Origin of the sequence: Vibrio sp. OPT46 (assembly GCF_015163535.1) — a bacterium.
Taxonomy (GTDB): domain Bacteria; phylum Pseudomonadota; class Gammaproteobacteria; order Enterobacterales; family Vibrionaceae; genus Vibrio; species Vibrio alginolyticus.
In genome coordinates this window covers 50202-72973 of record NZ_JADDYG010000302.1, presented here as the reverse complement: position 1 = coordinate 72973, position 22772 = coordinate 50202, and the positions used below count along the sequence as shown (strand labels likewise).

General features: G+C 43.6%; 29 protein-coding genes. 24 read left to right on the top strand and 5 right to left on the bottom strand.

Features of this window, described 5'->3' with window-relative positions:
* The first annotated feature begins 48 nt into the window (after positions 1-48).
* The 6 genes from IQR33_RS14510 (at position 49) to IQR33_RS14485 (ending at position 2509) form a co-directional block, all read left to right on the top strand.
* Entirely contained in the window at positions 49-345 is a 297-nt protein-coding gene (locus IQR33_RS14510) for a hypothetical protein (protein ID WP_029810961.1), read from the top strand.
* A gap of 242 nt (positions 346-587) precedes the next feature.
* Positions 588-1016, top strand: a complete 429-nt coding sequence (locus IQR33_RS14505) for a hypothetical protein (RefSeq protein ID WP_029860343.1) — start codon at positions 588-590, stop codon at positions 1014-1016.
* 104 nt (positions 1017-1120) lie between these two features.
* Complete coding sequence (locus IQR33_RS14500) at positions 1121-1513, top strand: hypothetical protein (RefSeq protein WP_020840918.1); 393 nt, start codon at positions 1121-1123, stop codon at positions 1511-1513.
* A 10-nt stretch (positions 1514-1523) separates the two neighbouring features.
* Positions 1524-2024 carry a hypothetical protein gene (locus IQR33_RS14495; RefSeq protein WP_140326829.1) on the top strand — a complete coding sequence of 167 codons (501 nt, stop codon included), beginning with the start codon at positions 1524-1526 and terminating at the stop codon, positions 2022-2024.
* Positions 2011-2295 (top strand): hypothetical protein, encoded by a 285-nt coding sequence (locus IQR33_RS14490; protein ID WP_021453067.1) that lies wholly within the window; start codon positions 2011-2013, stop codon positions 2293-2295. Before IQR33_RS14495 ends, IQR33_RS14490 begins: the two co-directional genes overlap by 14 nt.
* 4 nt (positions 2296-2299) lie before the next feature.
* Complete coding sequence (locus tag IQR33_RS14485; protein ID WP_020840915.1) at positions 2300-2509, top strand: hypothetical protein; 210 nt, start codon at positions 2300-2302, stop codon at positions 2507-2509.
* Between the two features lie 353 nt (positions 2510-2862).
* Here IQR33_RS14485 and IQR33_RS14480 read toward each other — a convergent pair whose 3' ends face one another.
* The 5 genes from IQR33_RS14480 to IQR33_RS14455 all read right to left on the bottom strand — a co-directional run bounded on the left by IQR33_RS14480 (position 2863) and on the right by IQR33_RS14455 (position 5849).
* Entirely contained in the window at positions 2863-3750 is an 888-nt protein-coding gene (locus tag IQR33_RS14480; protein ID WP_139277031.1) for a hypothetical protein, read from the bottom strand.
* A 136-nt stretch (positions 3751-3886) separates the two neighbouring features.
* Positions 3887-4450 (bottom strand): hypothetical protein, encoded by a 564-nt coding sequence (locus IQR33_RS14475; RefSeq protein ID WP_175547327.1) that lies wholly within the window; start codon positions 4448-4450, stop codon positions 3887-3889.
* A gap of 152 nt (positions 4451-4602) precedes the next feature.
* A complete protein-coding gene (locus IQR33_RS14465; RefSeq protein WP_193838104.1) occupies positions 4603-4836 on the bottom strand; it encodes a hypothetical protein in 234 nt (77 codons plus the stop codon).
* The gene (locus IQR33_RS14460) at positions 4833-5075 is read right to left on the bottom strand and encodes a hypothetical protein (protein WP_072875488.1); all 243 of its coding nucleotides are present in this window, start codon (positions 5073-5075) and stop codon (positions 4833-4835) included. Before IQR33_RS14460 ends, IQR33_RS14465 begins: the two co-directional genes overlap by 4 nt.
* Positions 5076-5213: 138 nt before the next feature.
* Positions 5214-5849 carry a hypothetical protein gene (locus IQR33_RS14455; RefSeq protein ID WP_072875490.1) on the bottom strand — a complete coding sequence of 212 codons (636 nt, stop codon included), beginning with the start codon at positions 5847-5849 and terminating at the stop codon, positions 5214-5216.
* Positions 5850-6321: 472 nt separating this feature from the next.
* On the opposite strand from IQR33_RS14455, the gene IQR33_RS14450 reads away from it, so the two are divergent.
* The 18 genes from IQR33_RS14450 to IQR33_RS14370 form a co-directional block, all read left to right on the top strand.
* On the top strand, positions 6322-6564 hold the full coding sequence (locus IQR33_RS14450) for a type II toxin-antitoxin system Phd/YefM family antitoxin (RefSeq protein ID WP_020840902.1): 243 nt from the start codon (positions 6322-6324) through the stop codon (positions 6562-6564).
* 12 nt (positions 6565-6576) lie between these two features.
* Positions 6577-6912, top strand: coding sequence for a type II toxin-antitoxin system RelE/ParE family toxin (locus tag IQR33_RS14445; protein ID WP_072875496.1), 336 nt, complete (start codon positions 6577-6579; stop codon positions 6910-6912).
* A gap of 187 nt (positions 6913-7099) precedes the next feature.
* On the top strand, positions 7100-7681 hold the full coding sequence (locus IQR33_RS14440) for a hypothetical protein (RefSeq protein ID WP_193838077.1): 582 nt from the start codon (positions 7100-7102) through the stop codon (positions 7679-7681).
* A gap of 24 nt (positions 7682-7705) precedes the next feature.
* Entirely contained in the window at positions 7706-7831 is a 126-nt protein-coding gene (locus tag IQR33_RS35165) for a hypothetical protein (RefSeq protein ID WP_265575756.1), read from the top strand.
* 93 nt (positions 7832-7924) lie between these two features.
* Complete coding sequence (locus IQR33_RS14435; RefSeq protein ID WP_193838076.1) at positions 7925-8347, top strand: hypothetical protein; 423 nt, start codon at positions 7925-7927, stop codon at positions 8345-8347.
* 38 nt (positions 8348-8385) lie between these two features.
* The gene (locus IQR33_RS14430) at positions 8386-9303 is read left to right on the top strand and encodes a hypothetical protein (RefSeq protein ID WP_021453543.1); all 918 of its coding nucleotides are present in this window, start codon (positions 8386-8388) and stop codon (positions 9301-9303) included.
* Positions 9293-11086: a terminase gene (locus IQR33_RS14425; RefSeq protein ID WP_025562160.1), complete on the top strand. Its 1794-nt coding sequence runs from the start codon at positions 9293-9295 to the stop codon at positions 11084-11086. Before IQR33_RS14430 ends, IQR33_RS14425 begins: the two co-directional genes overlap by 11 nt.
* 11 nt (positions 11087-11097) lie before the next feature.
* Positions 11098-13203 carry a phage portal protein gene (locus IQR33_RS14420; protein WP_021453886.1) on the top strand — a complete coding sequence of 702 codons (2106 nt, stop codon included), beginning with the start codon at positions 11098-11100 and terminating at the stop codon, positions 13201-13203.
* Positions 13204-13222: 19 nt separating this feature from the next.
* On the top strand, positions 13223-13735 hold the full coding sequence (locus IQR33_RS14415; protein WP_020840894.1) for a hypothetical protein: 513 nt from the start codon (positions 13223-13225) through the stop codon (positions 13733-13735).
* 4 nt (positions 13736-13739) lie between these two features.
* Entirely contained in the window at positions 13740-14057 is a 318-nt protein-coding gene (locus IQR33_RS14410) for a Gp49 family protein (protein WP_021485000.1), read from the top strand.
* 26 nt (positions 14058-14083) lie between these two features.
* Entirely contained in the window at positions 14084-14569 is a 486-nt protein-coding gene (locus IQR33_RS14405; protein WP_020840892.1) for a hypothetical protein, read from the top strand.
* A gap of 207 nt (positions 14570-14776) precedes the next feature.
* Positions 14777-15889 carry a hypothetical protein gene (locus tag IQR33_RS14400; RefSeq protein WP_127891399.1) on the top strand — a complete coding sequence of 371 codons (1113 nt, stop codon included), beginning with the start codon at positions 14777-14779 and terminating at the stop codon, positions 15887-15889.
* Between the two features lie 14 nt (positions 15890-15903).
* A complete protein-coding gene (locus IQR33_RS14395) occupies positions 15904-17127 on the top strand; it encodes a N4-gp56 family major capsid protein (protein WP_029810786.1) in 1224 nt (407 codons plus the stop codon).
* A gap of 59 nt (positions 17128-17186) precedes the next feature.
* The gene (locus IQR33_RS14390; protein ID WP_046268180.1) at positions 17187-17633 is read left to right on the top strand and encodes a hypothetical protein; all 447 of its coding nucleotides are present in this window, start codon (positions 17187-17189) and stop codon (positions 17631-17633) included.
* 113 nt (positions 17634-17746) lie between these two features.
* Entirely contained in the window at positions 17747-18211 is a 465-nt protein-coding gene (locus IQR33_RS14385) for a hypothetical protein (protein ID WP_020840888.1), read from the top strand.
* Positions 18211-18789, top strand: a complete 579-nt coding sequence (locus IQR33_RS14380) for a hypothetical protein (RefSeq protein ID WP_169628557.1) — start codon at positions 18211-18213, stop codon at positions 18787-18789. Before IQR33_RS14385 ends, IQR33_RS14380 begins: the two co-directional genes overlap by 1 nt.
* 8 nt (positions 18790-18797) lie before the next feature.
* Positions 18798-19469: a DUF6682 family protein gene (locus IQR33_RS14375; protein WP_029810711.1), complete on the top strand. Its 672-nt coding sequence runs from the start codon at positions 18798-18800 to the stop codon at positions 19467-19469.
* 19 nt (positions 19470-19488) lie between these two features.
* Positions 19489-22772 (top strand): hypothetical protein (locus IQR33_RS14370; protein ID WP_228013904.1); only part of this gene is annotated, 3284 nt, incomplete at its 3' end.

Here is a 22772-nt window from a genome sequence, read left to right as displayed (position 1 = left end):
ACGGATACAATTATTTTTGTTCAATGAATATTGCAAGGTATGACTGACATGACCAAAAACAAAGTTTCACCGAGAGATGAAATCGCGGCAATAGGATTTAACGCAGCTATTCGTCTCCTTTCTATCCATAGACATTGCTCAGAGCAAGATGCAGTTGAGTACCTAGCGTTCGAGCTAGGCCGAGCAATTCCACAGATTGAGCATTACCGAGTAGTAGGGCTAAGTATCCACTTAGTTCCTAAAGTCATCGAGATAATGCGACAAAACAAAATCCCATTTGGCCGCCACCAGCTAGCGCCAACAAAAGAAATTATTGCTATGGCACAATGGCGCAACACAAAGTGACGCAAGGTATTACCAGACAAAACACAGGGGAAAATAGGCTTGATTGTTGTTTTGTTTGGATTCGTGATCTTCTCTGTTGGTCACGCTCTTTTTATGATTTCGGTGTTGTCGTTCTATGATTCTATGAATCGAAAGTTAACAAGTAAGACATCGACCATAATTTTTTTGATTGGAACGCTGCTTATGACGAGCGGCTTTCTTCTAAGCCCTTTGTGGCTAATTCAACAAATAGGTATGAACAAATGACCGACCAAAAAGTGCTAAACAGCAAAACACGACCAGAACTAATGAACTTTCTTGAAGAGTTTGTGCAAAGGGACGGTTTTAAAATCGCCTTAACCATTAATCCAGAGATTCAGGATGATGAAAGAGTAGGTCTAGGCATTAAACACGAACAGTTTCCTACGGTTAACAATAATCTCGCTGATCACATCGGTTGTGCTTTGAACGAGGTGATCAAAGAGCTTATGCCTCAACTTCTTCCAAAGGTAACAGCTATTGCTCTTGCAAAGATGGCAGGTGTGGATTTGAGCAGCGTGAAACTTACAGAGTGCGATTGTGAAGATTGCCAATGCAAGGATTCTGAACACCACAATGAAAGCGACGAATCAAAAGACGACGGAGCAGAAAAGATCCGAACTACTTCAAGCTCGTCAAATCGTATTCACTGATGCGAAACGCTTAAACCTTGATGAGTTTATGATCCGGCTAGCCAAGCTAGTCGGTTCGTACAAGTCTGTCACTATCTACGAGAACAACGAGGAAATATCCAGCTATGACACGCGAGATTGTACTGTCAACGCAAGAACAGCTACTAGCAGAGGGGATTCTTTCGAAATCAAGATCACTACTTAAACAGATGGAAGCCAACACGCTGCAACCTGTTAGCGTTAGTGAGCTTTGTTCCTTAGCAGCGGCTAAAGCCTTGGCTCTTCTACATGACCATGAGGATGTATCGAACATCGTTATGGAAAACATTTCTTTTGGTATCGCTAACTCGAATTATTACTTACTCCGAACCAAGCAACAAGAAAGCCAAATCAAAGAACTACAAGAAGAAGTGGCCCGACTCAGTAAGTTGCTTGAAGAGTCCGGCCAGATAACTGTTATCGACGCAGTTACACCGGAAGAGGCCGAACTAGGCGAAGTTAGTAAGCAAGACAGCTAAGGAGAAAGTAGTGAATACCATTGACGCAGCGACCATTGTTTTTCAAGACGTACTTGGTTTTGATAATCCAGAATTTGCAAGCGCTTACGTCCAACTAGCCTACAGCGACCAAGCGGAGCTTGACGCCCTATGGTTTGACTTAAATTGCGACTCAATGAAAACCATTCTGGCGAACGTAATTGCAGAGCGCACCGGAACGTTGCCGACTCTAGTTAAAGCGGCCATTCAAACTAAGCCGCAGTTTTGCAATTACTCAGTGACGAATCACATTGCTTGGCAATCGCTTGTTAATCATGCCGTCAGTCAAAAAAACGCAGAAATTACGTGTTTTGAACTGGCTAAAATCATTCTGATGTATCCAGATTGCCCTAAGTTCTCGGAAGCTTGCGAATACGTTATGGAGCTTGGTTACGACGTTCCTAGTGATTTTCGTGCGGATTTCACGGTGTTCTTTAACGAGACTGTTTCGGAATATATCGAAGAAGAGGCAAAAACCGATGAGCGTGAGTGAGATTAAGCAATTAGAGCGCGATTTAGGTGCCGTGATCGGTTATTTGAGTGCGCCTAAGTTAAGCGCGGTTCAGTTAGTTATTCGCAAGGCAGAGGCAATCAAGCGCCTTACCCGAATGCTAGACGAAGCAAAGTTTCTAAAGCAGCAAACAAAGTGCATGGTATTGCACGAGTTATTTGCTGAATTTGAGGGGCGTTCGGCCAGCTCTTTAACGATAGAGAAGCTGGTGGACGTTATTAAAGAGTGTAATGAGCATCTAAAGACGGTTTGAGCCTATGGGATACGATCTAGCGGAGTATTTAAAGCAGTTTGGTTTAACAGTTGCCGACCTTGAGGACGAGTCGGGGCGAGGCCGTAATACGCTTTACACTTGGTACAAAAAAGATAAGCAGATTCTTATGTGCATCATTCGATCACGGCTTTCCAGCAAGCTGCAAGTCATTGCCAAAGATATCGAAAACAAACTTTCCATGTTGGAACGATAGTTATATCGGCCACCGAGATTGAGTATTCAGTAAAACCATGTCTATTTGCGTGTGAACGAATGCATGCAGAGCGTACATACCGTGTATACGGGTGTGTACGCTGTTCTATCCCTGTAGACTTAGTAAGGCGATGGTCTCACTGCGTGAAACCATCAATACTGACCATCAAGTGAAGCGACTTTCGATGTGAAATTTAAACTGATGTCCCACCACAGTCTCCAAATAATATAGCGACGCATTAGGGGGCAGGATCGCTATACAAAAGCTAACGCAAAGTGACTTAATCACTGAACTCAACGCAAACCGGAAATACCACGCGTTGGGAGTCCATCTTGAACAGTTTATTAGAGGATTTATGGCACGTCGAATATATCTTGCCAGCTTAACGGAGAACCTGAGTAAAACATCTGTTCTTCAGTTCCTTCTTCATGATTGTCAGTATCCCAAGCACCAATGAAATCTTCAACCTGCCCTTCTGTCATAAATAATTCTAAATTTAATGGATGCGGCTGCTTACGTCGTACATAGTTCATACGATGGCGATCTTCACGATCATGGAACTCGAAACCTTCAATTTCTATATTACATACTTGCTCTGCATGTTTGTTTAGCAAAACATGGTCATCCTTGGAAGTATTTTTCTTAATAGATGACTCGAGTAGTTCAGAGCTAAACTGTGCAACTTCAGCTAATAACGTTGCAAAGTGTTCAATATCATAATCAAATCCAAGGTTAGCATCTCCACTAGCTGGTGCTCTATATGATATAAGTTCTCGCTGAGCTTTTAGCTGGTTACAAAAGCTCTTAACTTCTTTAGCTTTCTCTTGATCAAACTTAGCAACCCAATCACACGTTAAACTAATTGCTTTTGCGTGAGAAATTTCAATGAGCTTACCATCTTCCCAATCTTTATCAGGAAGCATAAAAACCACACCACGAAGCAAAGACAAAATAGCATAATATTCAAGGTATGGAACAGCCACACGTAGATTCGACTCTTGTGCAAACTCTCGCTGCTTTAACAGCACAGTCGCATTGAGGATCATTTTAGTAGACAAGTAAGTTCGTGAGGTCCATTGTGAATTAAGCTCTTCATTCCAAGACTTGGTTAGTAATGCATAGCGACTAGCAATATCATTGGACGCTTTATTGAATTTTTTCTCGGTACCTATTGAGAATAACTCTCGATAACTATAATACCAATTACGCCCTGCAAAATTCATAGCTTTATTTTTAACCACTTTTGTTTGAATATTACTTCTGTAAAACAGTTCATCAACCTAAATTTTTTAAGCCCTGTTAAGATGTGGGCAACTCGATACCGATGTTACCGCAATACTAAACGCAACGCATAGCAAAAATGCCACCTGTGCCAAATCACTCTTGAACAGATTGTAAGTTGTACTTTTTACTGTTTCTCCAAACTCTCCAACGTTTAACAAATGAAAAACTTGTGAGTTTGAATTTAAATCGACAGAACCTATTGAAAGTAACATTAGCCATCATTGGGTCTGACTTCATGACTTTTATTGTATCTTGTGCATGAAACCTTGATACAGCAGCATTGTAGATAGAAAATGTAAAGGTGTAAGACTGACCTTCAGAAAAGTTTAGTGATTTTAAATCAATGGTTTGAGATGTGGTTTCGCCCGGGCTCAGTAATTGCTTAATGTCATAGGAAAACTCTGTAGAACTTACAATTTCGTGTTCCCCAAGTTGAACAACAAGCCTATCGACAAATACTGATGTATTTCCTGTATTTGACATAATAAACTTACAAGCGAGCTCATCTTTTACTACAGTTCCCGCACTTTCTTTGTATCGACGATTAATCTCAACTAATCGAGCACCGAACACAAATGAAGAGTAATAACTACTACGATAGAGTGTGAGAAGAGACACTAAAAGTGCAGCTCCAGCTACCCAGTCAGAGAATTCCAATTGGACCTCCATTTATTCTCCTAGACTCTAATGTCCTGTTAAGGTGTGAGCAACGCAATACCGAAGCTGCCGAATACCAACTTAAACTCTAAACTCAACGCATAGTGAAAAATGCCACGCGTTGCGAATTGCTCTTAAACAGATTTTTATGTTTATTCTGTTTCAAATTCTGCTATCAACTGTTCTACACGGGGCCGATATAACTCATTGTGAGCAAGAAATTCATCTAGAGATATAGTGGTACTGTTTTCTTCCCATTTAAAATGACTTACAGGTTTCGATGTACCTTGCCTTACTTGATATGTACCATCATCTAACCTATCTAGAAAGATATATGTTTCATCATCATGCCCACGAACGTTATAAAATATTTGTTTAGTTCTCATAAGGTGCCTTTTTCAATTTCTTTTCCATCAATATCATATTTGACGAATGATACTATAGTGCTTTGAGGAGGATAGATGCTCATACTATCCCTTACGATATACTTGGCGATTAGCTGCCCGTTTTGATCTAGTTCGTCATAACCATAAATGTCAGTATCACGACCTTTTCTTTGCTCACTTTTGCTACTTTTTCTGACAAGCTTATGGCCCTTTGGAATATTGAGTTTTTCTTCATACATACCTAGTTCCTTAATAAACATAACGTAAGTGGTGAGCAACGCTACCACCTTACCTAAACCATTGTGCAGAAAACACTAAAGTTGAATTTGAACCAAACCGAAAATACCAAGCAATGGGAATCCGTCTTAAGCGCTTTATTATACGCTTTTTGACCCCACATATATACCACTTGCATGGGATGCGTTTTCATAATGTCTAATATTTGTGATTATATATTTAATACTCTCTTCATCATCACCCAAACCTTTAGATATACGTACCATGAAATACACGATGCGAGACCATGCTTTGAAGTGGCCATCAGTTAATTCAGACGCGACCGGAAGCAAGTTACCAAAAGTATTTAGGTCAATGTCACATTGAGAACGAATGGCATCAATTTCTTGAGTAGCTAGGCCATTTGCTTTGATAAAATCGAACAAATTGTCGAGGTACTCAATGTTCTGCTTATGTTCTTCACCATAAAAGTTACCTACACGATACTTGCGGGGTAATGTTTTAAATCCGTGTCGCAAGAAAAAAATCAGATACTCACGTAGACGCTTCTCTTTGATGATTAAAAGCTGTATTCGGTTTTGTTCCTGCCAGCGATCTACGATGAACAATATAATGCATAGCTCGATCAGCATCCCAGTCAATTCTGGCAACAGGTTTCCTGAAAAGTACTCCGCAGGTTCGTTTATGTAGAAACCAACTCGGATACATACTAACAGTAGGATGAAAATCACGATGGTGAATGTTCCCTGTTTAGTATTACCTGGTATCCAATTCATTCTTTGTTATTTTCCTCTGACTACGTATAACGCTTTCCGTCTTCCATACTCCTATCATGCAACCTTTCCAATTACAGTTCAATTGATAATCAATAGGTTAATGAGAGGTAATGGGTATTGGATTACAAAATGACGGATAGTTTAAAAAGTTTACTTCGACTACCTAGGATAACTGTCGGTAAGGGAAAATTTTATCCAAATGAAGTTAATTAGCATCAGTGATAACCAAAAATAAGGCATAAATGAGTGTGCAATACCTATTGCAAAAGCTCTTTCAAATAGGCGTTTTTATGGTTAATAAGCATAAAGAGCACTTAATCGTTCAATCTGAGTTGGGTGCAAGCTAAATTTAGTTTAAATTTGGACTAATCTCGGTTTTGGTGTATAGTTAGTAACGCAAACAAATGAACCTAGACTTTGATATCTCCAAATCTAGGTGCGTTCTATGATTTTTTATACCGAAGGAAGAACCATGCGCACTGAGACGGTAAGCTACTTAAAGAAAAATGCAGCCGATCTCCCACTGGATGAAGCGATGACGATCACACAAAACGGTAAGCCGATTTATGTGGTGGAATCATACGAAGAACGACTAAAGCGCGATCAAGCAGTAGCCTTGATGAAGCTTGTTACTATCAGTAGCAAGGACGTAGCCCAAGGTCGCACAATGTCATCGAGTTCGTTTAAGGAGAGATTGGCCGCCAAGAAATCATAAGGTGACCATAAGATGGCCAATGTTGTTTATACGGAAACGTTCGCTAACACAGCAGAAGAACGTATTGACTACTACTCACAATGGAATGATTCCACTAGCGTAGTAGAGAGAGTTGAAAATTTGATTGAGACGTTCGAGCAGAACGTTGAGAGCAATCCGGCCATATATCCGGCTTGTTATGAGCTAACTCAGCTTGGAGTGTATCACTTTCGTCAGTTTAGTTTTGATGGGTTCAAACTTATCTATCAATACGACGATGCGACAGATACGGTTTACGCCATGGTTTTGATTAGTGATAAGCAAGATTTGCAGAAAACCCTAGTGGACTACTGCATCCGGTTCTTATAAAACTGATGATTAAAAGCCGCCTTTCGAGGCGGTTTTTTTATGCCTAAAGGTCGCAATAGCGGCCTTTTTTGATCATCCTCAAAAAATATTTTGTTTTCGTTCGTGTCTTTTTGTTTACAAACGAAAACGGCGGAGCTATATTTTACATGCAAACAAAATTGCACCTTTCGACACGAGGATGACCAAAATGACCAACTTAAAAGAAAAACAAATCAAACTGGCTACTGCTGCTATTGCTGATCTTAAAGAGCTGGTGGCGCAAACAGGCAATCTACTAATGAATCTTTCTAAATCTGGCGTTGAGGCAACTGCAAAGGCCGTTTGTAACTTCTACAACGAAGCGTCACCAATCCAACAAGATTGCTTAGACATTGCTTACTGCTGGTGTGGTTCTTGGGATTCAGAGAACGAAGCGCGTGAAGCATTGGAAGCCGTTAAGGGGAACGCAATCAAAGCCCTTGCTTGGAAGCAAAACCGCCTAGAAGTGTTTGAGTGTGAGCGTCCAGAATACCGCCAAGGCATTACTATCTATGAAGTGGTGCGCGTTTCTACTAAGCGAGGTGAACCGCTATCAGCGCATACTAATTACTTCTCTAGCAAAGAAAGAGTGAAAGCATTCCTAAACAAGAAATACGACTTTTACGCGCCGGATATGGAAGAGAACAGCAAATTCAAATGTATCGAACGCTCAGACTACTCTTTGCAGTTCTACCAAGAAGATGAGGAATATCTGATTGAGTTCCACATGAACCATGTAGATGTAGAGTAATTATTTGTTCGGGAGGTTGTTAGCATGAAGGCTGAAGCAATGACTCAAGAAATGTTCAATTGCATCTTAATAGCCGTGGAATACTTTGCCATTCTTTTTATGGGTGTATTCATCGCTCGTAAACGAGGTGTATTTAAAGGTAAAAAATAATCCTCGATCATGTATTTAAACTAAACAAGTCAGCTTTAATGCTGGCTTTTTTTGTTATCATTCGTGTCATAAAGTTCACAGGTGAGAACAGATATGGCCGTTTATATCCCCGTCAGACACTTAGGAAAGGCTTTTATCGAAAGCCAAGCCAAAACACCGACCAAACAGCAAAGGGACATTAGCAAGGCTTACCAGAAGCTACATGCGCGTGTTCAGCGCAACCTTATCGGCTTGCCACCATATCAAACTGAAGTTCTATTTCATCCGACTCGCAAATGGCGAATGGATTACGCTTGGCCCGACTTAAAGATTGCCTTGGAGGTTCACGGCGGTACTCATTCAAGTGGGCGTCACACTCGCGGCGTTGGCTTTGCAAACGACAGAGAGAAGATGAACGAAGCGCAGCTTTTAGGCTGGATTGTTATTGAGATTGCATCGGACAACTTAGGCCAGCTTAGAGGCTGGTTAGAACGCGCCTTTGATCACCGAACGAAAACAATGAACACTGAACAGTGATAATATGTTGACGCAATTGAACACTCGGAGTTAGAGAAGTGGCGAGAATTAATTGGGAACGCATTAAAAAACAATACCTTAGCGAATACGAAGAAACTGGCGTTGACGTTAAGACGTTTTGTGTTCGCAATGGTTTAGTCTACTCCACAGCAAGAAAATACTTAAATAACAAACTGTTACAGAGAAAAGAGAACAAACCAAGCGAACAGAACGCGAACAACGAAGAAGTTCAGGGCGAAAAATTACAACCCAAAGGGATCACACCGCCCAAAACCAAAATCAAACGCAAGAAAACCGCGAATCAATCAAGTGCCAAAAATGGACACGGTGGCCGTCGAGCTGGCGCTGGCGCTCCAAAGGGAAATAGCAACGCTTTCGTGCATGGCTTGATGACTAAAGCATTTGGCAACCTAGTTAAATACTCTCATCAAGTCGATGACGAATTTAAGTTAGAAGTGCATAAGCTTGCCGCTCTTCAGGCGCTTGAGTGCTACACGCAATACAAAGATGAATTAGCTGACTTCCTCAAAGAGCTGGAAGAACGTGGCGATAAACCTACAGAACTAGAGCAGGAGTTTATTGACCGACTTGAGAAACGAATCGAGTCGAGTTTTGGCATGGTTTGCCACCACACCGGAAAGCTTGAGTATTTAGAGGGCCAAATGGCGAACCGTCGATTAACCAATCGAGCAATAAGCAAGGTTATCGCTCAAACCACACAAGTCGAAGTTGATACCAACCTTAAACGCAAAGGCATTGCGTTGGCCGAAGCGAATACTGACAAGGCTAAGGCTCAAGCTGCGCTTGCTCGTCATGATCTCGACCAGAAACAACGTGAAGGTCTAGGCGACGATGATGATCTAGGTATGTTGCTAGATGAAGTTCAAGATTTGGATGACGATGAAATCATTCAGCGCTTCAAAGATAAAGGTGGAGTGTTGAACGATGATGAATGATGGTATTCAGCCGTATAAGGATTCTATTAATGGCCGTGGCATAAACCTAGTTATGCCAGCGCTTACCGATCAGCAATTCAAAGCGCTTTCACGGCCAGAGAAGCGCCGTTACTTCAGGAACTATATGACCTGTAAGGAATGGCGCTTAAACAACCTTTACAAGATAGAGAATGATAAAGGTCGCGTTGTCACGTTTCGAATGCGTGACGCTCAGAGAGATCTCTTTGAAACAGCCCATACCTTTGAATTGATTCTTAAAGCGCGTCAGTTGGGCTTTAGTACCTTTATCGACTTGTACGCGCTGGACTCGTGTTTATTCAATAAGAACTATGCCGCAGGTATTATCGCGCAGGATTTGGAAAGTGCTGGCGCTATCTTCCAGACAAAGGTTGTCTTTCCATATAACAATTTGCCTAATTACTTGCGTTCTCGCATTCGTGTAGTTCAACGAGCTGGTGGCGCTAACGGTGGCCGACTCAGTTTTTCCAATGGTTCACGAATCCGTGTTGCAACGTCATTCCGTTCCGGTACGTTGCAGTTTCTACATATTTCAGAGTTGGGCCGTATTTGTGCAGGTTACCCACAAAAGGCCAAAGAGATCCAAACAGGTTCGATGCCTACTGTTCACGAAGGTTGCAAACTCTTTATTGAATCGACGGCAGAAGGCGCGGCAGGACTCTTTTTTGAGTTGTGTAAGAAAGCCGAGGAACGAGCACATAGCGGAGTGAAGTTGGGTGCTAAAGACTTTCACTTTAGATTCATTCCTTGGTTCACTCATCCTAGATATTACTCACCATTGCCATTAGGCGGATTGAAGTTATCCAAATACTTTATTGAATACTTTAAGTCGATTGAGCCATTCGTGATCCGTCACTTGGGTAGACCGTTATCGGATGAGCAAAAGCAGTGGTATGTCGAAACCTATAACCACTACGAAGAGTACACAAAACAAGAGTATCCAAGTACACCACAAGAGGCGTTCTTAACGTCAGGCCGTCGTGTATTTAGCGCTCCTTCCTGTATGGCTGCGGAGTCAGCTTGCTCCAAGCCGTTGCTTGTCTATGACGTTAATCCAGAGACAGGCGCAATGTTTGATGTTCGAGATAGCGTAAACCGTGAAGGTAAAAGCGAGAACATGCAGAACGGACTACAGGGCTATTTGCTTATTTGGGAATTGCCTGATCCAGAAAAGGATTACGCCCTTGGCGCTGACGTTGCGGAAGGTCTGGAACATGGGGACAGAGGTTCAATTGATGTGCTGGACGAAACTGGCAATCAAGTTGCTCATTGGTTTGGTCATATCGACACAGATCAGTTTGCAAAGATTATCGCAATCATTGGCAAGATGTACGCAGGTAAAAACGGTAGAGCGGCCTACGCTGCGCCAGAACGAAACAACCACGGCCACGCCGTTTTAAACGTTCTACGCGATATCTATCCAATATCCAGAATCTACCAAGAAGAACACCACGACAAGGAAGACGAGGACGAAGAAACAGGACGATTAGGCTGGCTTACCACTCGTAAATCCAAGCCGATAATTATTTCAAACTTAAATGAGCAATTGCGCAATAATACGTCGGGCATTCGATGGATCGGGACAGTTACAGAGCTGAATACCTACGTTTATGACTCCAAAGGAAGCATGAACGCAATTGAAGGCGCATTTGATGACCAAGTGATGAGCTATGCGATTGCGCTAGAAATGGTTGTTCGAATGCCTAGAACCATGACCAAGTTACAGCCACGCACCAAGCGATCAAGCGATTGGCGTACTAAGTGAGGGGAGAATTTATGGCTTGGAATGAAGACCATGCGGAGCATGACGGCAAGGGCTTTAACCTTGCTCAATTACGCCGATTAGTCTCAAACGTGGAAGCACAACCAAACTGGCGCGACCCAGCGCAAAAGTGTTGTGATTACTACGACGGCAACCAACTAGCGCCGGAAGTAAAACAAGTTTACGAAGAACGTGGACAACCGATCATTATCAATAACCTAATAGCGCCAGCTATTGACGCCGTTTTAGGTATGGAAGCAAGAACACGAACTGATCTTGTACTTACAGCCGATGACGATGACGGCGAAGAGCTACGCGATGCACTTCAGGAGAAGTTTAAAGATGCGTGGCGACTTGCACGAGCTGATCGCGCTAATGCCGACGCTTACGCTTCACAAATTAAAGCTGGTATTGGTTGGGTAGAAGTTACCAGAAATGACGATCCTTTCTATGGTGGTGGCTACAACATCAAGCCAGTTCGCCGTCAGGAAATGTGGTGGGACTGGAACGCTCAAGAGGCCGATTTGTCTGATGCTCGATGGTTGCTGCGTAAACGTTGGGTAGACGTTGACGAGGCTATTGCTCATTTCCCTGAACACGCCGAAATCATTCGCCAAGCAATGAATAATTGGGAAGACTTTGCAAACCTTGAAAGCTACGAAGAGCAAGACCAAGATTTGCTTGCTGCTTACCATGAATTTGAGAGTTGGGATCGAAATACGTCTGAATGGTTAGATCAGGCGCGTGGCCGTATCTGCTTACAGGTTATCTACTACCGAACATTTAGACGCGGTTATGTCATCGACCTAAAGAATGGCCGAACAGTTGAATACAATCCAAATAATATCGCTCAAGCCGTTGGCGTAAAAATGGGTACATTTAAACCACGAATTGCTACATGGTCAGCAGTACGCGAAGCGTGGTTTGTTGGTATTCATAGAATCATTGATCGTAAATCAGTTGCACCGAGCGGATACTTTCCAATTGTTCCGTTCTTCGGTTATCGAATGGATAAATCCGGCCAACCTTATGGTGTTGTAAGCCGAATGATTAGTGCTCAAGATGAGATCAACTATCGTCGTATGAAGCTTACGTGGTTGCTACAAGCTAAACGTGTCATTGCAGACCAAGACGCAACCAATATGAGCCGCGAGGACTTGCTAGAAGAGGTCGAACGCGCAGACGGTTACATTGAGTTAAACCCTGATCGCAAGAACAAGAAATCAATAAGCGAAGCTATCCAGATTCAGCAAGATTTCAATATTGCGAGTCAGCAGTTTACTGTTATGCAGGACTCAATGAAGCAAATCCAAGACGTTGCTGGTATCTACAATGCAATGTTGGGCCAAGACTCTTCAGCCACCAGCGGAGTTGCTATTAACTCGCTAGTAGAACAAGGCGCGACTACGCTAGCAGAGATTAATGACAACTATCACTATTCGAGAACACGAGTGGCTGATCTGTTGATGGCCTACCTAATCGAAGACCTAGCGAAGCAAAGCAATATCGCTGTAACGGTCAACAAGCAAGACGCTCATAAGCGCAAAGTCATTCACCTAAACGTGACCAATGACGACGGCACAGTGACCAACGACGTTAAGCGTTGGAAAGGTCATATTGCTCAAGCTCCAATCCAGCAAACTGCTACATTCCGCGCTCAAATGGCTCAACAACTAACCGCGCTAGTTGCTCAGTTGCCACCACAAATTCAAATGGCAACGCTAGATATGGTTATCGAGTTAATGGATGTACCTAACAAGCAAGAGATCCTGAACCGTATCAGACAAACTCTAAACATTCCAAAAGCGCCGGAAGATATGACGCCAGAAGAACAAGCAGCTATGCAGGAAGAACAACGCAAGCAGCAAGAAATGGCTGAAATTCAAATGCAGCAGCTACAAAACGAGGTTGCTTTAGGCGCGGCCAAGGTTGAAGAACTACAGGCCAAGATTGCCAAACTACAACGTGATGCAGAAAGCCAAGACGTTAAAGACAACAAGGTTGAGGCCGAAACTGCGAAAGTTTTACAGGAGGTCGCAGAAGTCAAAGCACAAGCAGATAGCACAGTTAATGCAATATTAGCGAACATCGACCAGCAATTGCTAAACCTTCAAATCTAAATGTAAGAGGTAACTAGAAGTGTGGGAACAAGTTAAAAACATCGTGGGCGAATCCGCCCCTTTGGTTGGTTCATTACTTGGCGGTGCCACTGGTAAAACAATAGGTACTCTGATCGCTGGCGTTCTTGGTGTCAAAGATACACCGGACGCCGTTATCAAAGAGCTGATAGAAAACCCTGAAGCTCTAACAAAGATTATTGAGTTTCAGAATCAACACGCAGTTAAGTTGCAAGAAATGGCGCTTAACCAGTTATCTATGCAGCTAACAGACACACAAGACGCGAGAGACGCACACGGCGATCACTGGATGCCTTCAGCGTTAACTCTGATCTTGTGTGTCATGGTGTCAGGTATGTTTTGCTCATTGTTTTGGTGGACGGTTCCAAAATCATACGAGCAACTAATTATCATGATCGCAGGTCAGGTAATGGGCGCGTTCTCAACGGCTATCGTGTTTTGGCTAGGCTCAACGATGATGCAGGGCTTAGGTCGAACAAAGCAACCAATGAAGTTTATGAAGTGGGGGAAGTAAGTAAATGAAATTACCAGCCGAGTTTAAGCCGAATACTGAAATTCAAGAAATGATGGAAGAGCTAGGTTGCACTGGCAAACGTGTAAAGCCTCAAGACATTGTTGATCGAATTGAAGAGATTGATTTTCAAACCGTCACGCTTGCAGGTAATAAATTCATGTATTGCGGCATCAAGATGAAAGGCGGCTTTGTTGTTGTTGGTAAACCAGCAACTTGTATCGACCCTGAAAACTGGCGTGACCAGATTGGCCGACAAGTGAGTTTTAACAACACATTCGAAGAGATCTACAAGCTAGAAGCTTACAGAAAGATGAGCGCATAAGACGTAATTGTTTGGAGAGAAAAGCCATGTATGACAAACGACTAAGAAGCTATCGACCTAAATGGTTCAAGACTTGGGAACTTGTGAGCAAAGCTGCTTATCAGGCGCGTGGTGAAAAGGCCATGCTTGGTATGGATGCTCGATTGCTGATCACCATTGATGAGCTGCGAACGCTACTTAGTGAAATCGATCCGAAGAAAGCGGCGCTTATCTGTAACAACTGGAAAGCTGGTGGATCTCGTGGTTACTCAGGTTTGCGACTTGCGAGTGACAAACATTTCACTCCATTCTCTGCGCATGGCAGAGGGCAAGCTGTTGATTTAATTAGTAATCATTACACGGCTCAAGAGTTGCGTGATTTGATTATTAAACACAAAGACCGATTCCCTTATCTAACGAGAATGGAAGAAGGTGTGAGCTGGTTGCACTTGGATGTGTTCAACTTACCAGAAGATGCACCAGAGAATGCAATCCTGTTGTTTACTAAATCAGGTGAGACTCGCTACGCCTAGATAATCATCGAACGTTAATTTTTAGTTTGCATTCGTAAATTTGTGGTACATTTATCAGCAAATTGAGTGTGCGGCGAAAAACTAACGCAACACGAGAACATAAAAAAGCCAGTTAGCGCGATTGCGTTAGCTGGCTTTCTTGTTCGCAAGTGCGGCGATAAGCACAAACCAGACGCAAGCGCAGCGATAAGCGCACATGAGGGGATTATGACTATAGAACTTGACCAAGCACTATTAACTGGCAACGTCGAAGACATTGACGCACTGCTAGATGAAATTGACCTAGATGACGATTTGGGCGTTCTCAGCGGTGAAAATGACCAAGACAACCATTCGACTGATAACGAAATGGGCGTAGGCGAGGAAGATGAGGCACTACCAAGTGTTATTGACACTACTCAGCCAAAAGGTGACGCCAACCTAGATAAATCAGAACAGGGCCAAGAGCCTAAAACGAATGCGGCCAAAGATAGCATTGGGGTTCGAGAGATTGACGGCAAGCTCTACATTGAAGTTGATCCAGACAATGCAGCGGTAGCAAGTAAGGACGGTAAACATACGATTCCTTATGCAGTTCTAGAAAAGGCTCGCAATCAGGCGAGCGAAGCGTCAAGCCGTATGCAGGAGCTAGAGCAACAGTTAAGTGAAGCTACAACCGCCAAGGAAAAACTACAGCTATACACCAAGCAATTAGAAGAAGCTGGCATTACGCCTGAAAAGCTACCTGAAGAATTGCTGAATGATGAAAATGCGCTCAATGCGCTGCGTGATGAGTTACCAGAAACGGCGGCAAATTTACTAACGGCGCTAGTTAAGCGTTTTCAAAGTAAGGCTGCGACCACTCAACAAGAAGCCAATGACGGAGTTAACGAAGTTACTAACGCGCTAAACGCTGACGAACTAACAGAACTTCGCACTTGGGAATCGAGTGACCGTGACCGTTGGGATATGGCCCTAGTTATCGACAACAAGCTCAAGAATGATCCAGCGTTCCAAGCCATGCCACTAAAAGAACGCTTTGCAGAAGTGCAACGCCGAGTGAAGGCCGCTTTCGGTGATCCGGTTCAAGCGTCAATTGATGCTGAAAAGGCACAGAAACAAGCCGAGCAAGGCCAGCAGCAACCTCAACAAACGGCAGAAAAACAAACCGTTGTACCTAATTCACCGTCTAGTCTAGGTGGTTCTTCACTGGACACTACGGCGGCAGCTAATCAGGCATTGTTGAATCAAGACGCACTAGCGCTTGAGCAATCACTTGCCAATATGTCGCCAGAGAAGGTTGAAGAGTTCCTAGCTCAAGCGGTGATAGCTCTAGATTAGTCGAGGATTTCATAATGACTACTATCACTAAAGCTCAAGCTGCTAAAGCGTTTGGTGCCGCGCTGTTTACTCATACGCGCCGCCAAAACACTTTTGTAAACATGCTAACTGGTAAAGCTCCAAAGGCAGTGCCAGCAGACCGCAACCGAAACAAAACTCAAACTGAAGCTGGTGCGCCAGTTGTAATGATCACCGACCTTACAAAACAAGCTGGTGACACAGTTGAAATGGATTTGTTCCACAACTTGGGCGGTATGCCAACGATGGGCGATAAAAAAATCGAAGGTCGTGGCGAGTCTCTATCAAAAGTTGAGTTTGAATTAGTCATTAACCAAGGCCGTCATAACGTCGATTCAGGCGGTAAGATGGCTCAACAACGCACCAAGCAAAACCTACTTCAAGTAGCTCGTACAATGCTTGGTAACTACTTCAACGATCTGCAAGATGAAATCGCAACGTATCACCTAGCTGGTGCGCGTGGTGACTTCATGCCTTCCGACATGATTGTTCCAACTGCGGATCATTCAATGTTTGGTGAAATCATGGTTAACCCTGTTACCGCTCCTACAGCGGATCGTCACTTCTTCGGTGGTGACGCAACAGGTATTGCGGAAATCGTGGCAGCCGACACGCTAACCCTAGCGAAGATCGATGAAATTGCGCTTTACCTAGAAGAAATGGCACACCCAATCAAGCCTATCCGCTTCGAAGCAGATGAGCTTTACGGCGAATCGCCTTTCTACGTTCTATTTGTTACTCCGCGCCAATGGGCCGACTTATGGGCTGACGTTCAAGGTGCTGGCAAAGTGCAAGAGCTAATCGCGAATGCGGTTAACCGTTCGCAAGGCTTTAAGCATCCACTATTCCAAGGTGACCGCCTAATGTGGCGCAACATCTTGGTTCGTCAATACCGTAAACCAGTACGTTTCAATGCTGGCTCTAAAGTGAAAGTTGGCGCAGCAAGCGGCAACGGTACTGAAACTGAAGTCGAAGCAAAAACAGTAATTGACCGCGCAATCCTACTTGGCGGCCAAGCGCTAGCAGTGGCTTACGGTAAATCTTCAAGCGGTGCTCAGTTCTCTATGCACACCGAGAAGGTTGACCATGGCAACGGTCGTGAAACGTCTATCGCTTGGATGAGCGGCGTTAAGAAAGTTCGCTTCCAAGAGAAGAATGGCCGAATCAATGACTACGGCGTAATGGTGCTAGATACAGCCGTTGGCGGTCTATCTAAGTAATAAGTGACTGGCTGGCTATCTAGCCAGCCTTTATTCATCGGAATCAAAGGAGAATTGCAATGGCAGTTAAAGTATCACCAGCCGTTAAGCAAAACGTCTATAACGGTACTCACGGTAACCTTTCAGTGATGTTCGCTGAAGTTCCGGCACTTGCTGATGGTGACTCGGTTATCGCAGCAAGCCTTGAGGCTGGCGTGAAGCTGGTGGAAGTGAAGATCCTTACCAAAGGCGACGCGGTTACTAGTTTGACTGCACAAGCATCGCTTAATGAAGTGCTGCTAGGTGATGGTATTCATGCGCCTCAAGTTGGCACCAAGCTAGAAGATGTGATCGGTACGGCCACGGAAGTTCCGAAAGGTGCGTTGTCGTCTGATGAGGCTGGATACTTCCCGTCAGAAGATGTTGCTGAAAAAGATAAGTGTCTTGTTCTAACGTTCGCAGGTGCCGCAGTTACGGAAGATAAGATCCGTCTAGCGATTTACACCACTTCAGTCGGCACTATCTAAGATAGTCCACTCTGTTGAAAAACAGGCCAGTCAGATAATTGGCTGGCCTTTTTTACATGTTCCGTGGCAATGGCCGCAGCTCAACACATCGAATACACATAAGGGTATTGACTATGACAGCAGAAAAGAAAATTGTTTGGATCGGTGAAAAGCCAATTAAAAAAGTAAACACGCTTGGCCGTGACTACTACTTTAACCGTGGCGAACCAACCAGCGTACCGGAACAAGTGGCGCACCGATTACTGCAAATCAAATCTTGTTTTGCTACTCCTGAAAGTGCTCAGTCTCTAATCGAGAGCCTACAAGCTGAAGAGCAAAAGCGCCAGCAACTAGCGGAACGAGCGGCGCAACTAAAAGCTGAAGAAGAGAAAGCAAACACTTGGCTTGTTATGGTCGATGGCGAAGTCGTCAACATTTCCAAATACACCAAGGCGAAACTTGAAACCGTTATCCTAGCAGAAGAGCTTCCAATTGATCCGCTAGCGTTGGAAGTTCCAGAAGGCGAAACACATGCGTCAGCTCTACGCATGGCAGTGCGTGACAAGCTACACGCTAAACACGGTATTCCAGAGGCTTAATGATGAGCGCACTATCTGATTTATATCGGTTAGTGCGCCAGCGTTGCGCTGGCGTTGTCGATATCATGATGGATGACGCCTTGCGCGACTCTTACCGCGAGTTTTGCGAGAAATCAGAGTTCCTAAAAACAAAGGTCAAATTGACCGCCGTTGTGTCTGGTGTGCAAATTCCGGTTGCTGGCATTCCTACCGATTCAGCAATTCTAAAAATTGACAGCGTAGTGAGTAATTGCGGTTCTCCGCTTTACGTCAATGACGACTACGTTTTTGATCCTGTAACCAACGAGTTCACATTCACGAATGACTTTGATGCGGTGACCGTTACGGCGGTACTAAAACCAAAGCTAAATTTCGATGAGAACAACCTTAATTCATACCTAGTTGAAAACTACGGTGAGGCTCTAGCGGCTGGCGCTGCTTACCGACTCCGACTACAGGTTGGCACAAATTGGTTTAACCCTGATCTCGCGTTGATGTACGAGCGTGAATTTATCGAGGGTTATCGCCGCGCTTACCGAATAAGCAAAGACAACTTCAATTCATTCAAAAACAAAGTGCGTAAGCACAATTTCTACTAGAGGTGTGTATGTCTGCTAATAACACTCCGGTCAAACACTTGATCGATGAGGCAGCTCGTCTCGTTGTCGATAAAAACATGATCCGTTGGGATAAAGCGTTTTGGGTAGATGCGTTCAACTCGGCAGTTCGAGCAATCCTAGCAATTCGATCTGATGCGCTAACGGCCAATGAGGACTTTGTTTGTGTTGAGGGTTCAACTCAGACAATTCCAGTAGGTGCCCGTTTTGTTGTTGATGTTCTGCGAAACAAAGGCGGCGCGGCCATTTCTGGCAATGTAGATTTGAAGATGCTTGATGATTATCGCCCTGAATGGCGTTCAGAGCCTCTTGCTAGCGCGGCCAAGGCGTGGCTTTACGATGACAGAAATCCAACCACGTTCTATATGTATCCTCCGGTTGTTTCTGGAACAACCATTGAGTGCGTATTTGCAAAAGTGCCTACGCCAATAACTGAAAGCGATTACGACTCTGAAACCAAATGCGAACTAAACCCGATGTACGACAACGCGATCATTGAGTGGCTTGTCTACCGAGCATTTAGTGAGGATGCGGAGTTTACCGCTAACGCCGCTCGTGCAACCACAGCATTAAACGCCTTTAGAACAATGCTAGGCGACAAGAGCCAAGCAGATAGCATCGTTCAACAAAAGAGCGCTGATATCAAAAACCAACCACGCTAATTAATTGGAGTAGAGCACAATGAGTAGTAGCTGGTATCGAAGAGGTACGGTAACTGTAACCGACGGCTCAAAAGAGGTTGTAGGCGTTGGTACGTTATGGGTTGATGCCGGAAATAAACCGCTAGCTGGCGATATCATGTTCATAGCTGGCAGTATTTATGAGGTCGAATCGATCACCGATAACGAACATTTGTCACTGTTCAGGCCATTTACTGGCGTTCCACCAGCAAATGGTGAGTATGCGATCATTCGAAATACTTCAGTAACTATTGCAACTCGTGTGGCCGCAATGGTCGCGGCGGCTATCAACTCAAAACAAGTGTTGCTTGATGACCTTCGAGGTTATTACACATCAACGGCTGACAAGGTTCTTATTCACACCGATGACGGCTCAACTATTGAGGTTGTGCCACTTCAAACATTGGTGTCAGATATCACAAACCTGATCGCTCAGTCTGAAAGTATTAAAAACGATCTAGATAATACACAGGCGGCTCTAGACCTTGTTCGTCAATACTCTAATGCGGCGCAAGGTGTCGAAGTCGAACCAGGTAAGTATTCAGCGAAGAGCTATGCGGCTGATGCAGCGGACACGTTGGCTTTAGTGAGCAAAGCAGAAAGCGATGTGGATTTAAAAGCCTCTCAAGTTCAGCAAACCAAAACTGATATTGAGCAGTTCGTAGGCACTTCGAAGACGGACATTCAACAGTTTGTCACTACGTCAAAAACTGAAATTGATGCCAAAGCTACTGCTATTAGTAAGGCTATTGATACGCAAGCGACTACCGTTAAGGGTGAAATCACAGCTTTAACAAGCACTAGCAAGCAGGAGATCACTGCGCTTGCCACTAAGAGCAAAAAAGATATTACAACTCTTACAACAACGATTAAGAGTGAAATTTCAGAGCTAGTTGCTGGTGGCACTAATAGCATTACGTCACTTACCGATACGAGCAAGGGTGCAATTAACACCTTAGTTGGTGCAAGCAAAAACGAAATCACGGATCTAGCTACCACAGAAAAAGCAGCCATTTCGCAGCAATCAACCACAGCAATTAGTGAAATGACTTCACTAAAACAGAGCGCCGAACAAGCTGCATCAACGGCAACACAAAAGGCTACTCAAGCGGCTGCTTCAGCTACAAGCGCAGCACAAAGTAAAACCGATGCTCAAACCCTGAAAACGCAAACTGAAGCCTTAGCGAATGAAACAAAGCAAGTAGCGGAAGAGATTAAATCCGGTAGTTATGTTGGTTGGCAAATCTATTGCCAAAGCGAAGCAAACATGAAAGCTCAAAGAGCATTAGCTTCTAATGAGTTTGCTGCTAGTGGTTTTGTTCATTATGGTACTGGTTATACCAACAATGTTAATAACTTTATTATCAATGAAGGTATGTGGACTACTGAAGCCATTACCGACCAAGCCAATAAAGTTCGTATGGGTCGTAGTGTTACAGACGGCGGTCAAACAGGTACATCTAAGACTCCATTCCCTGTAACTACTATTGCTGGCTTTATTTCTAAACTTATTGGTATTAATGAACTAGACAAGCGAGTAGCTATTAAGTTCCCTGAAGCTCCTATCGGTACAGTTGTTTATGACTCGACTGGTAATTGTCGTGGTTCAGGCAAAGCTACACTAGACCTAACTAAAGATGTAGACCCTAAGTATGGTGACGTTGCTGGTTCAGTTAATGAAGCTGTAGCTCGTGCCTTTGAGGGGTGGCTTAAAAATGCTGATTTCCGTAATGGTACATCTGAATGGACTTATGGTAATTACGCTGTATTGACGCCTGAAAATGGCGCTTTACGTATTACTAATAATGGTTCAATTAACGGTCAGTTATCACCTAAAACGCCTACAGATTCCCCTAGAACTAAAGTTAAAGCTACTATAGTCATTAGTGATTTGCAGGGTGGTGCTAGACCTGTAGTACAGTACCAACCAGTAGCTGGTACATATAAGGCAATTGATTTACACGAAGGTGTTAACGAAGTAGAGCTAGATTTTACTGCTGCACGTTCTTTGTTGATTCAGCCAAAAGGTAGTACTACTGCAAGTATGTTGGTTCATCTTGTAGATATCCGGCCACTAACAGAAGAAGTAGTAATCAACCGTGTAGATATGTTTGGTTTTGAGTACTTCTTAGAAGAAATCAGCAAGGCCAATCCATTTGTTTATCCTTATGGTTGTATTCAGTCAAAATTAACAAGCATCGAAGGGATTGCAACAAAAGAATCGAATCGTCCTATTACCTACTATTCGGTATTCGATGGAGATACAACCTCGAAGGGTAAAGGCGTTGATTTTTGGGCTGCAACTGATGATCAAAAGAGAGCTTTGGTCTCTAATACTGATCACAACATTTATTTACTTGATGATGGCCGACTTGTTCAATGGCGTGTACGTCAACGTACTATTGCTGGTATTGGCAATGGTAAGTGGAGAAATATTAATCCTGTTGGTATTGGTGTAACTACTGCTGAAAATATCCTTAACTGGGATGGTGGCACTCGTGTTAAAGCACAAGCAGGTGGTGATGTTGTAATGACTGGTTCTACTGGTTACTTTACTTCTTACCAGTTAAAACAATACAACGATAAGCCCGAACTTGGTGTATTTACTGCAAGACATGCATCTAACTGTGTGGATTATGAATGTTACTTCGATGTATGCGGTGTAGTTCCTAGATTGAACCAAGGTGCTTATCATCCTAGCTTTAATCCTATGGGTGCCGCTGCTTGGCATAAGTGGGGAGTTGCTGCTGACTTACCTTGGTATGATTCTCGCGTAGTAAGTGGAATTACTAGTGCCGGTAAGTGTTTTACTGAAGTAAGTGCAACTACTCAAATTGCTAAAACACCGGGTTCAGGTCGTATTAGTCACGGTAAGAATAAACGTCCTGATGGTAAGTTCTATGATGCTATCTATGCTTCAGGTCAAGGTGGTGTAATTGACTACCGTTTACCTGCTTGGGATGTGTCTTCTAAAGAAGAAGCTTCTAAGATATTCCAGAAAGTAGTGAATGGTACTTACCGAGGTGAGGAACTGGCAGTACGGACTTGGATTAGTCCAGCTATTGCGCAGACTCCATCCCCTCAAGCTACAAGTATTGCCACTGAAATTAACACTATGGATCTCTACAAAGTAGGGGGTAAAGTTTCGTTATATGACATTGCTACTAAGCAAGTTTTAGTTACCACTACAATCACTGGTATACGTAATGGTGCTATTGATGTACTAGATACATTTAACCGTCTTGCGGGTGATGCCCATTTAGTCGTAACAATTGAATCTAACAT

Bases quoted from the DNA above. Each gene is read 5' to 3' on its own strand.
- IQR33_RS14395 (WP_029810786.1), top strand. From the start codon at position 15,904: ATGACTACTATCACTAAAGCTCAAGCTGCTAAAGCGTTTGGTGCCGCG.
- IQR33_RS14375 (WP_029810711.1), top strand. From the start codon at position 18,798: ATGTCTGCTAATAACACTCCGGTCAAACACTTGATCGATGAGGCAGCT.
- IQR33_RS14380 (WP_169628557.1), top strand. From the start codon at position 18,211: ATGATGAGCGCACTATCTGATTTATATCGGTTAGTGCGCCAGCGTTGC.
- IQR33_RS14405 (WP_020840892.1), top strand. From the start codon at position 14,084: ATGTATGACAAACGACTAAGAAGCTATCGACCTAAATGGTTCAAGACT.
- IQR33_RS14500 (WP_020840918.1), top strand. From the start codon at position 1,121: ATGACACGCGAGATTGTACTGTCAACGCAAGAACAGCTACTAGCAGAG.
- IQR33_RS14425 (WP_025562160.1), top strand. From the start codon at position 9,293: ATGATGAATGATGGTATTCAGCCGTATAAGGATTCTATTAATGGCCGT.
- IQR33_RS14400 (WP_127891399.1), top strand. From the start codon at position 14,777: ATGACTATAGAACTTGACCAAGCACTATTAACTGGCAACGTCGAAGAC.
- IQR33_RS14390 (WP_046268180.1), top strand. From the start codon at position 17,187: ATGGCAGTTAAAGTATCACCAGCCGTTAAGCAAAACGTCTATAACGGT.
- IQR33_RS14450 (WP_020840902.1), top strand. From the start codon at position 6,322: ATGCGCACTGAGACGGTAAGCTACTTAAAGAAAAATGCAGCCGATCTC.
- IQR33_RS14385 (WP_020840888.1), top strand. From the start codon at position 17,747: ATGACAGCAGAAAAGAAAATTGTTTGGATCGGTGAAAAGCCAATTAAA.
- IQR33_RS14435 (WP_193838076.1), top strand. From the start codon at position 7,925: ATGGCCGTTTATATCCCCGTCAGACACTTAGGAAAGGCTTTTATCGAA.
- IQR33_RS14485 (WP_020840915.1), top strand. From the start codon at position 2,300: ATGGGATACGATCTAGCGGAGTATTTAAAGCAGTTTGGTTTAACAGTT.
- IQR33_RS35165 (WP_265575756.1), top strand. From the start codon at position 7,706: ATGAAGGCTGAAGCAATGACTCAAGAAATGTTCAATTGCATCTTAATA.
- IQR33_RS14455 (WP_072875490.1), bottom strand. From the start codon at position 5,849: ATGAATTGGATACCAGGTAATACTAAACAGGGAACATTCACCATCGTG.
- IQR33_RS14490 (WP_021453067.1), top strand. From the start codon at position 2,011: ATGAGCGTGAGTGAGATTAAGCAATTAGAGCGCGATTTAGGTGCCGTG.
- IQR33_RS14465 (WP_193838104.1), bottom strand. From the start codon at position 4,836: ATGAGAACTAAACAAATATTTTATAACGTTCGTGGGCATGATGATGAA.
- IQR33_RS14505 (WP_029860343.1), top strand. From the start codon at position 588: ATGACCGACCAAAAAGTGCTAAACAGCAAAACACGACCAGAACTAATG.
- IQR33_RS14420 (WP_021453886.1), top strand. From the start codon at position 11,098: ATGGCTTGGAATGAAGACCATGCGGAGCATGACGGCAAGGGCTTTAAC.
- IQR33_RS14510 (WP_029810961.1), top strand. From the start codon at position 49: ATGACCAAAAACAAAGTTTCACCGAGAGATGAAATCGCGGCAATAGGA.
- IQR33_RS14460 (WP_072875488.1), bottom strand. From the start codon at position 5,075: ATGTATGAAGAAAAACTCAATATTCCAAAGGGCCATAAGCTTGTCAGA.
- IQR33_RS14410 (WP_021485000.1), top strand. From the start codon at position 13,740: ATGAAATTACCAGCCGAGTTTAAGCCGAATACTGAAATTCAAGAAATG.
- IQR33_RS14445 (WP_072875496.1), top strand. From the start codon at position 6,577: ATGGCCAATGTTGTTTATACGGAAACGTTCGCTAACACAGCAGAAGAA.
- IQR33_RS14440 (WP_193838077.1), top strand. From the start codon at position 7,100: ATGACCAACTTAAAAGAAAAACAAATCAAACTGGCTACTGCTGCTATT.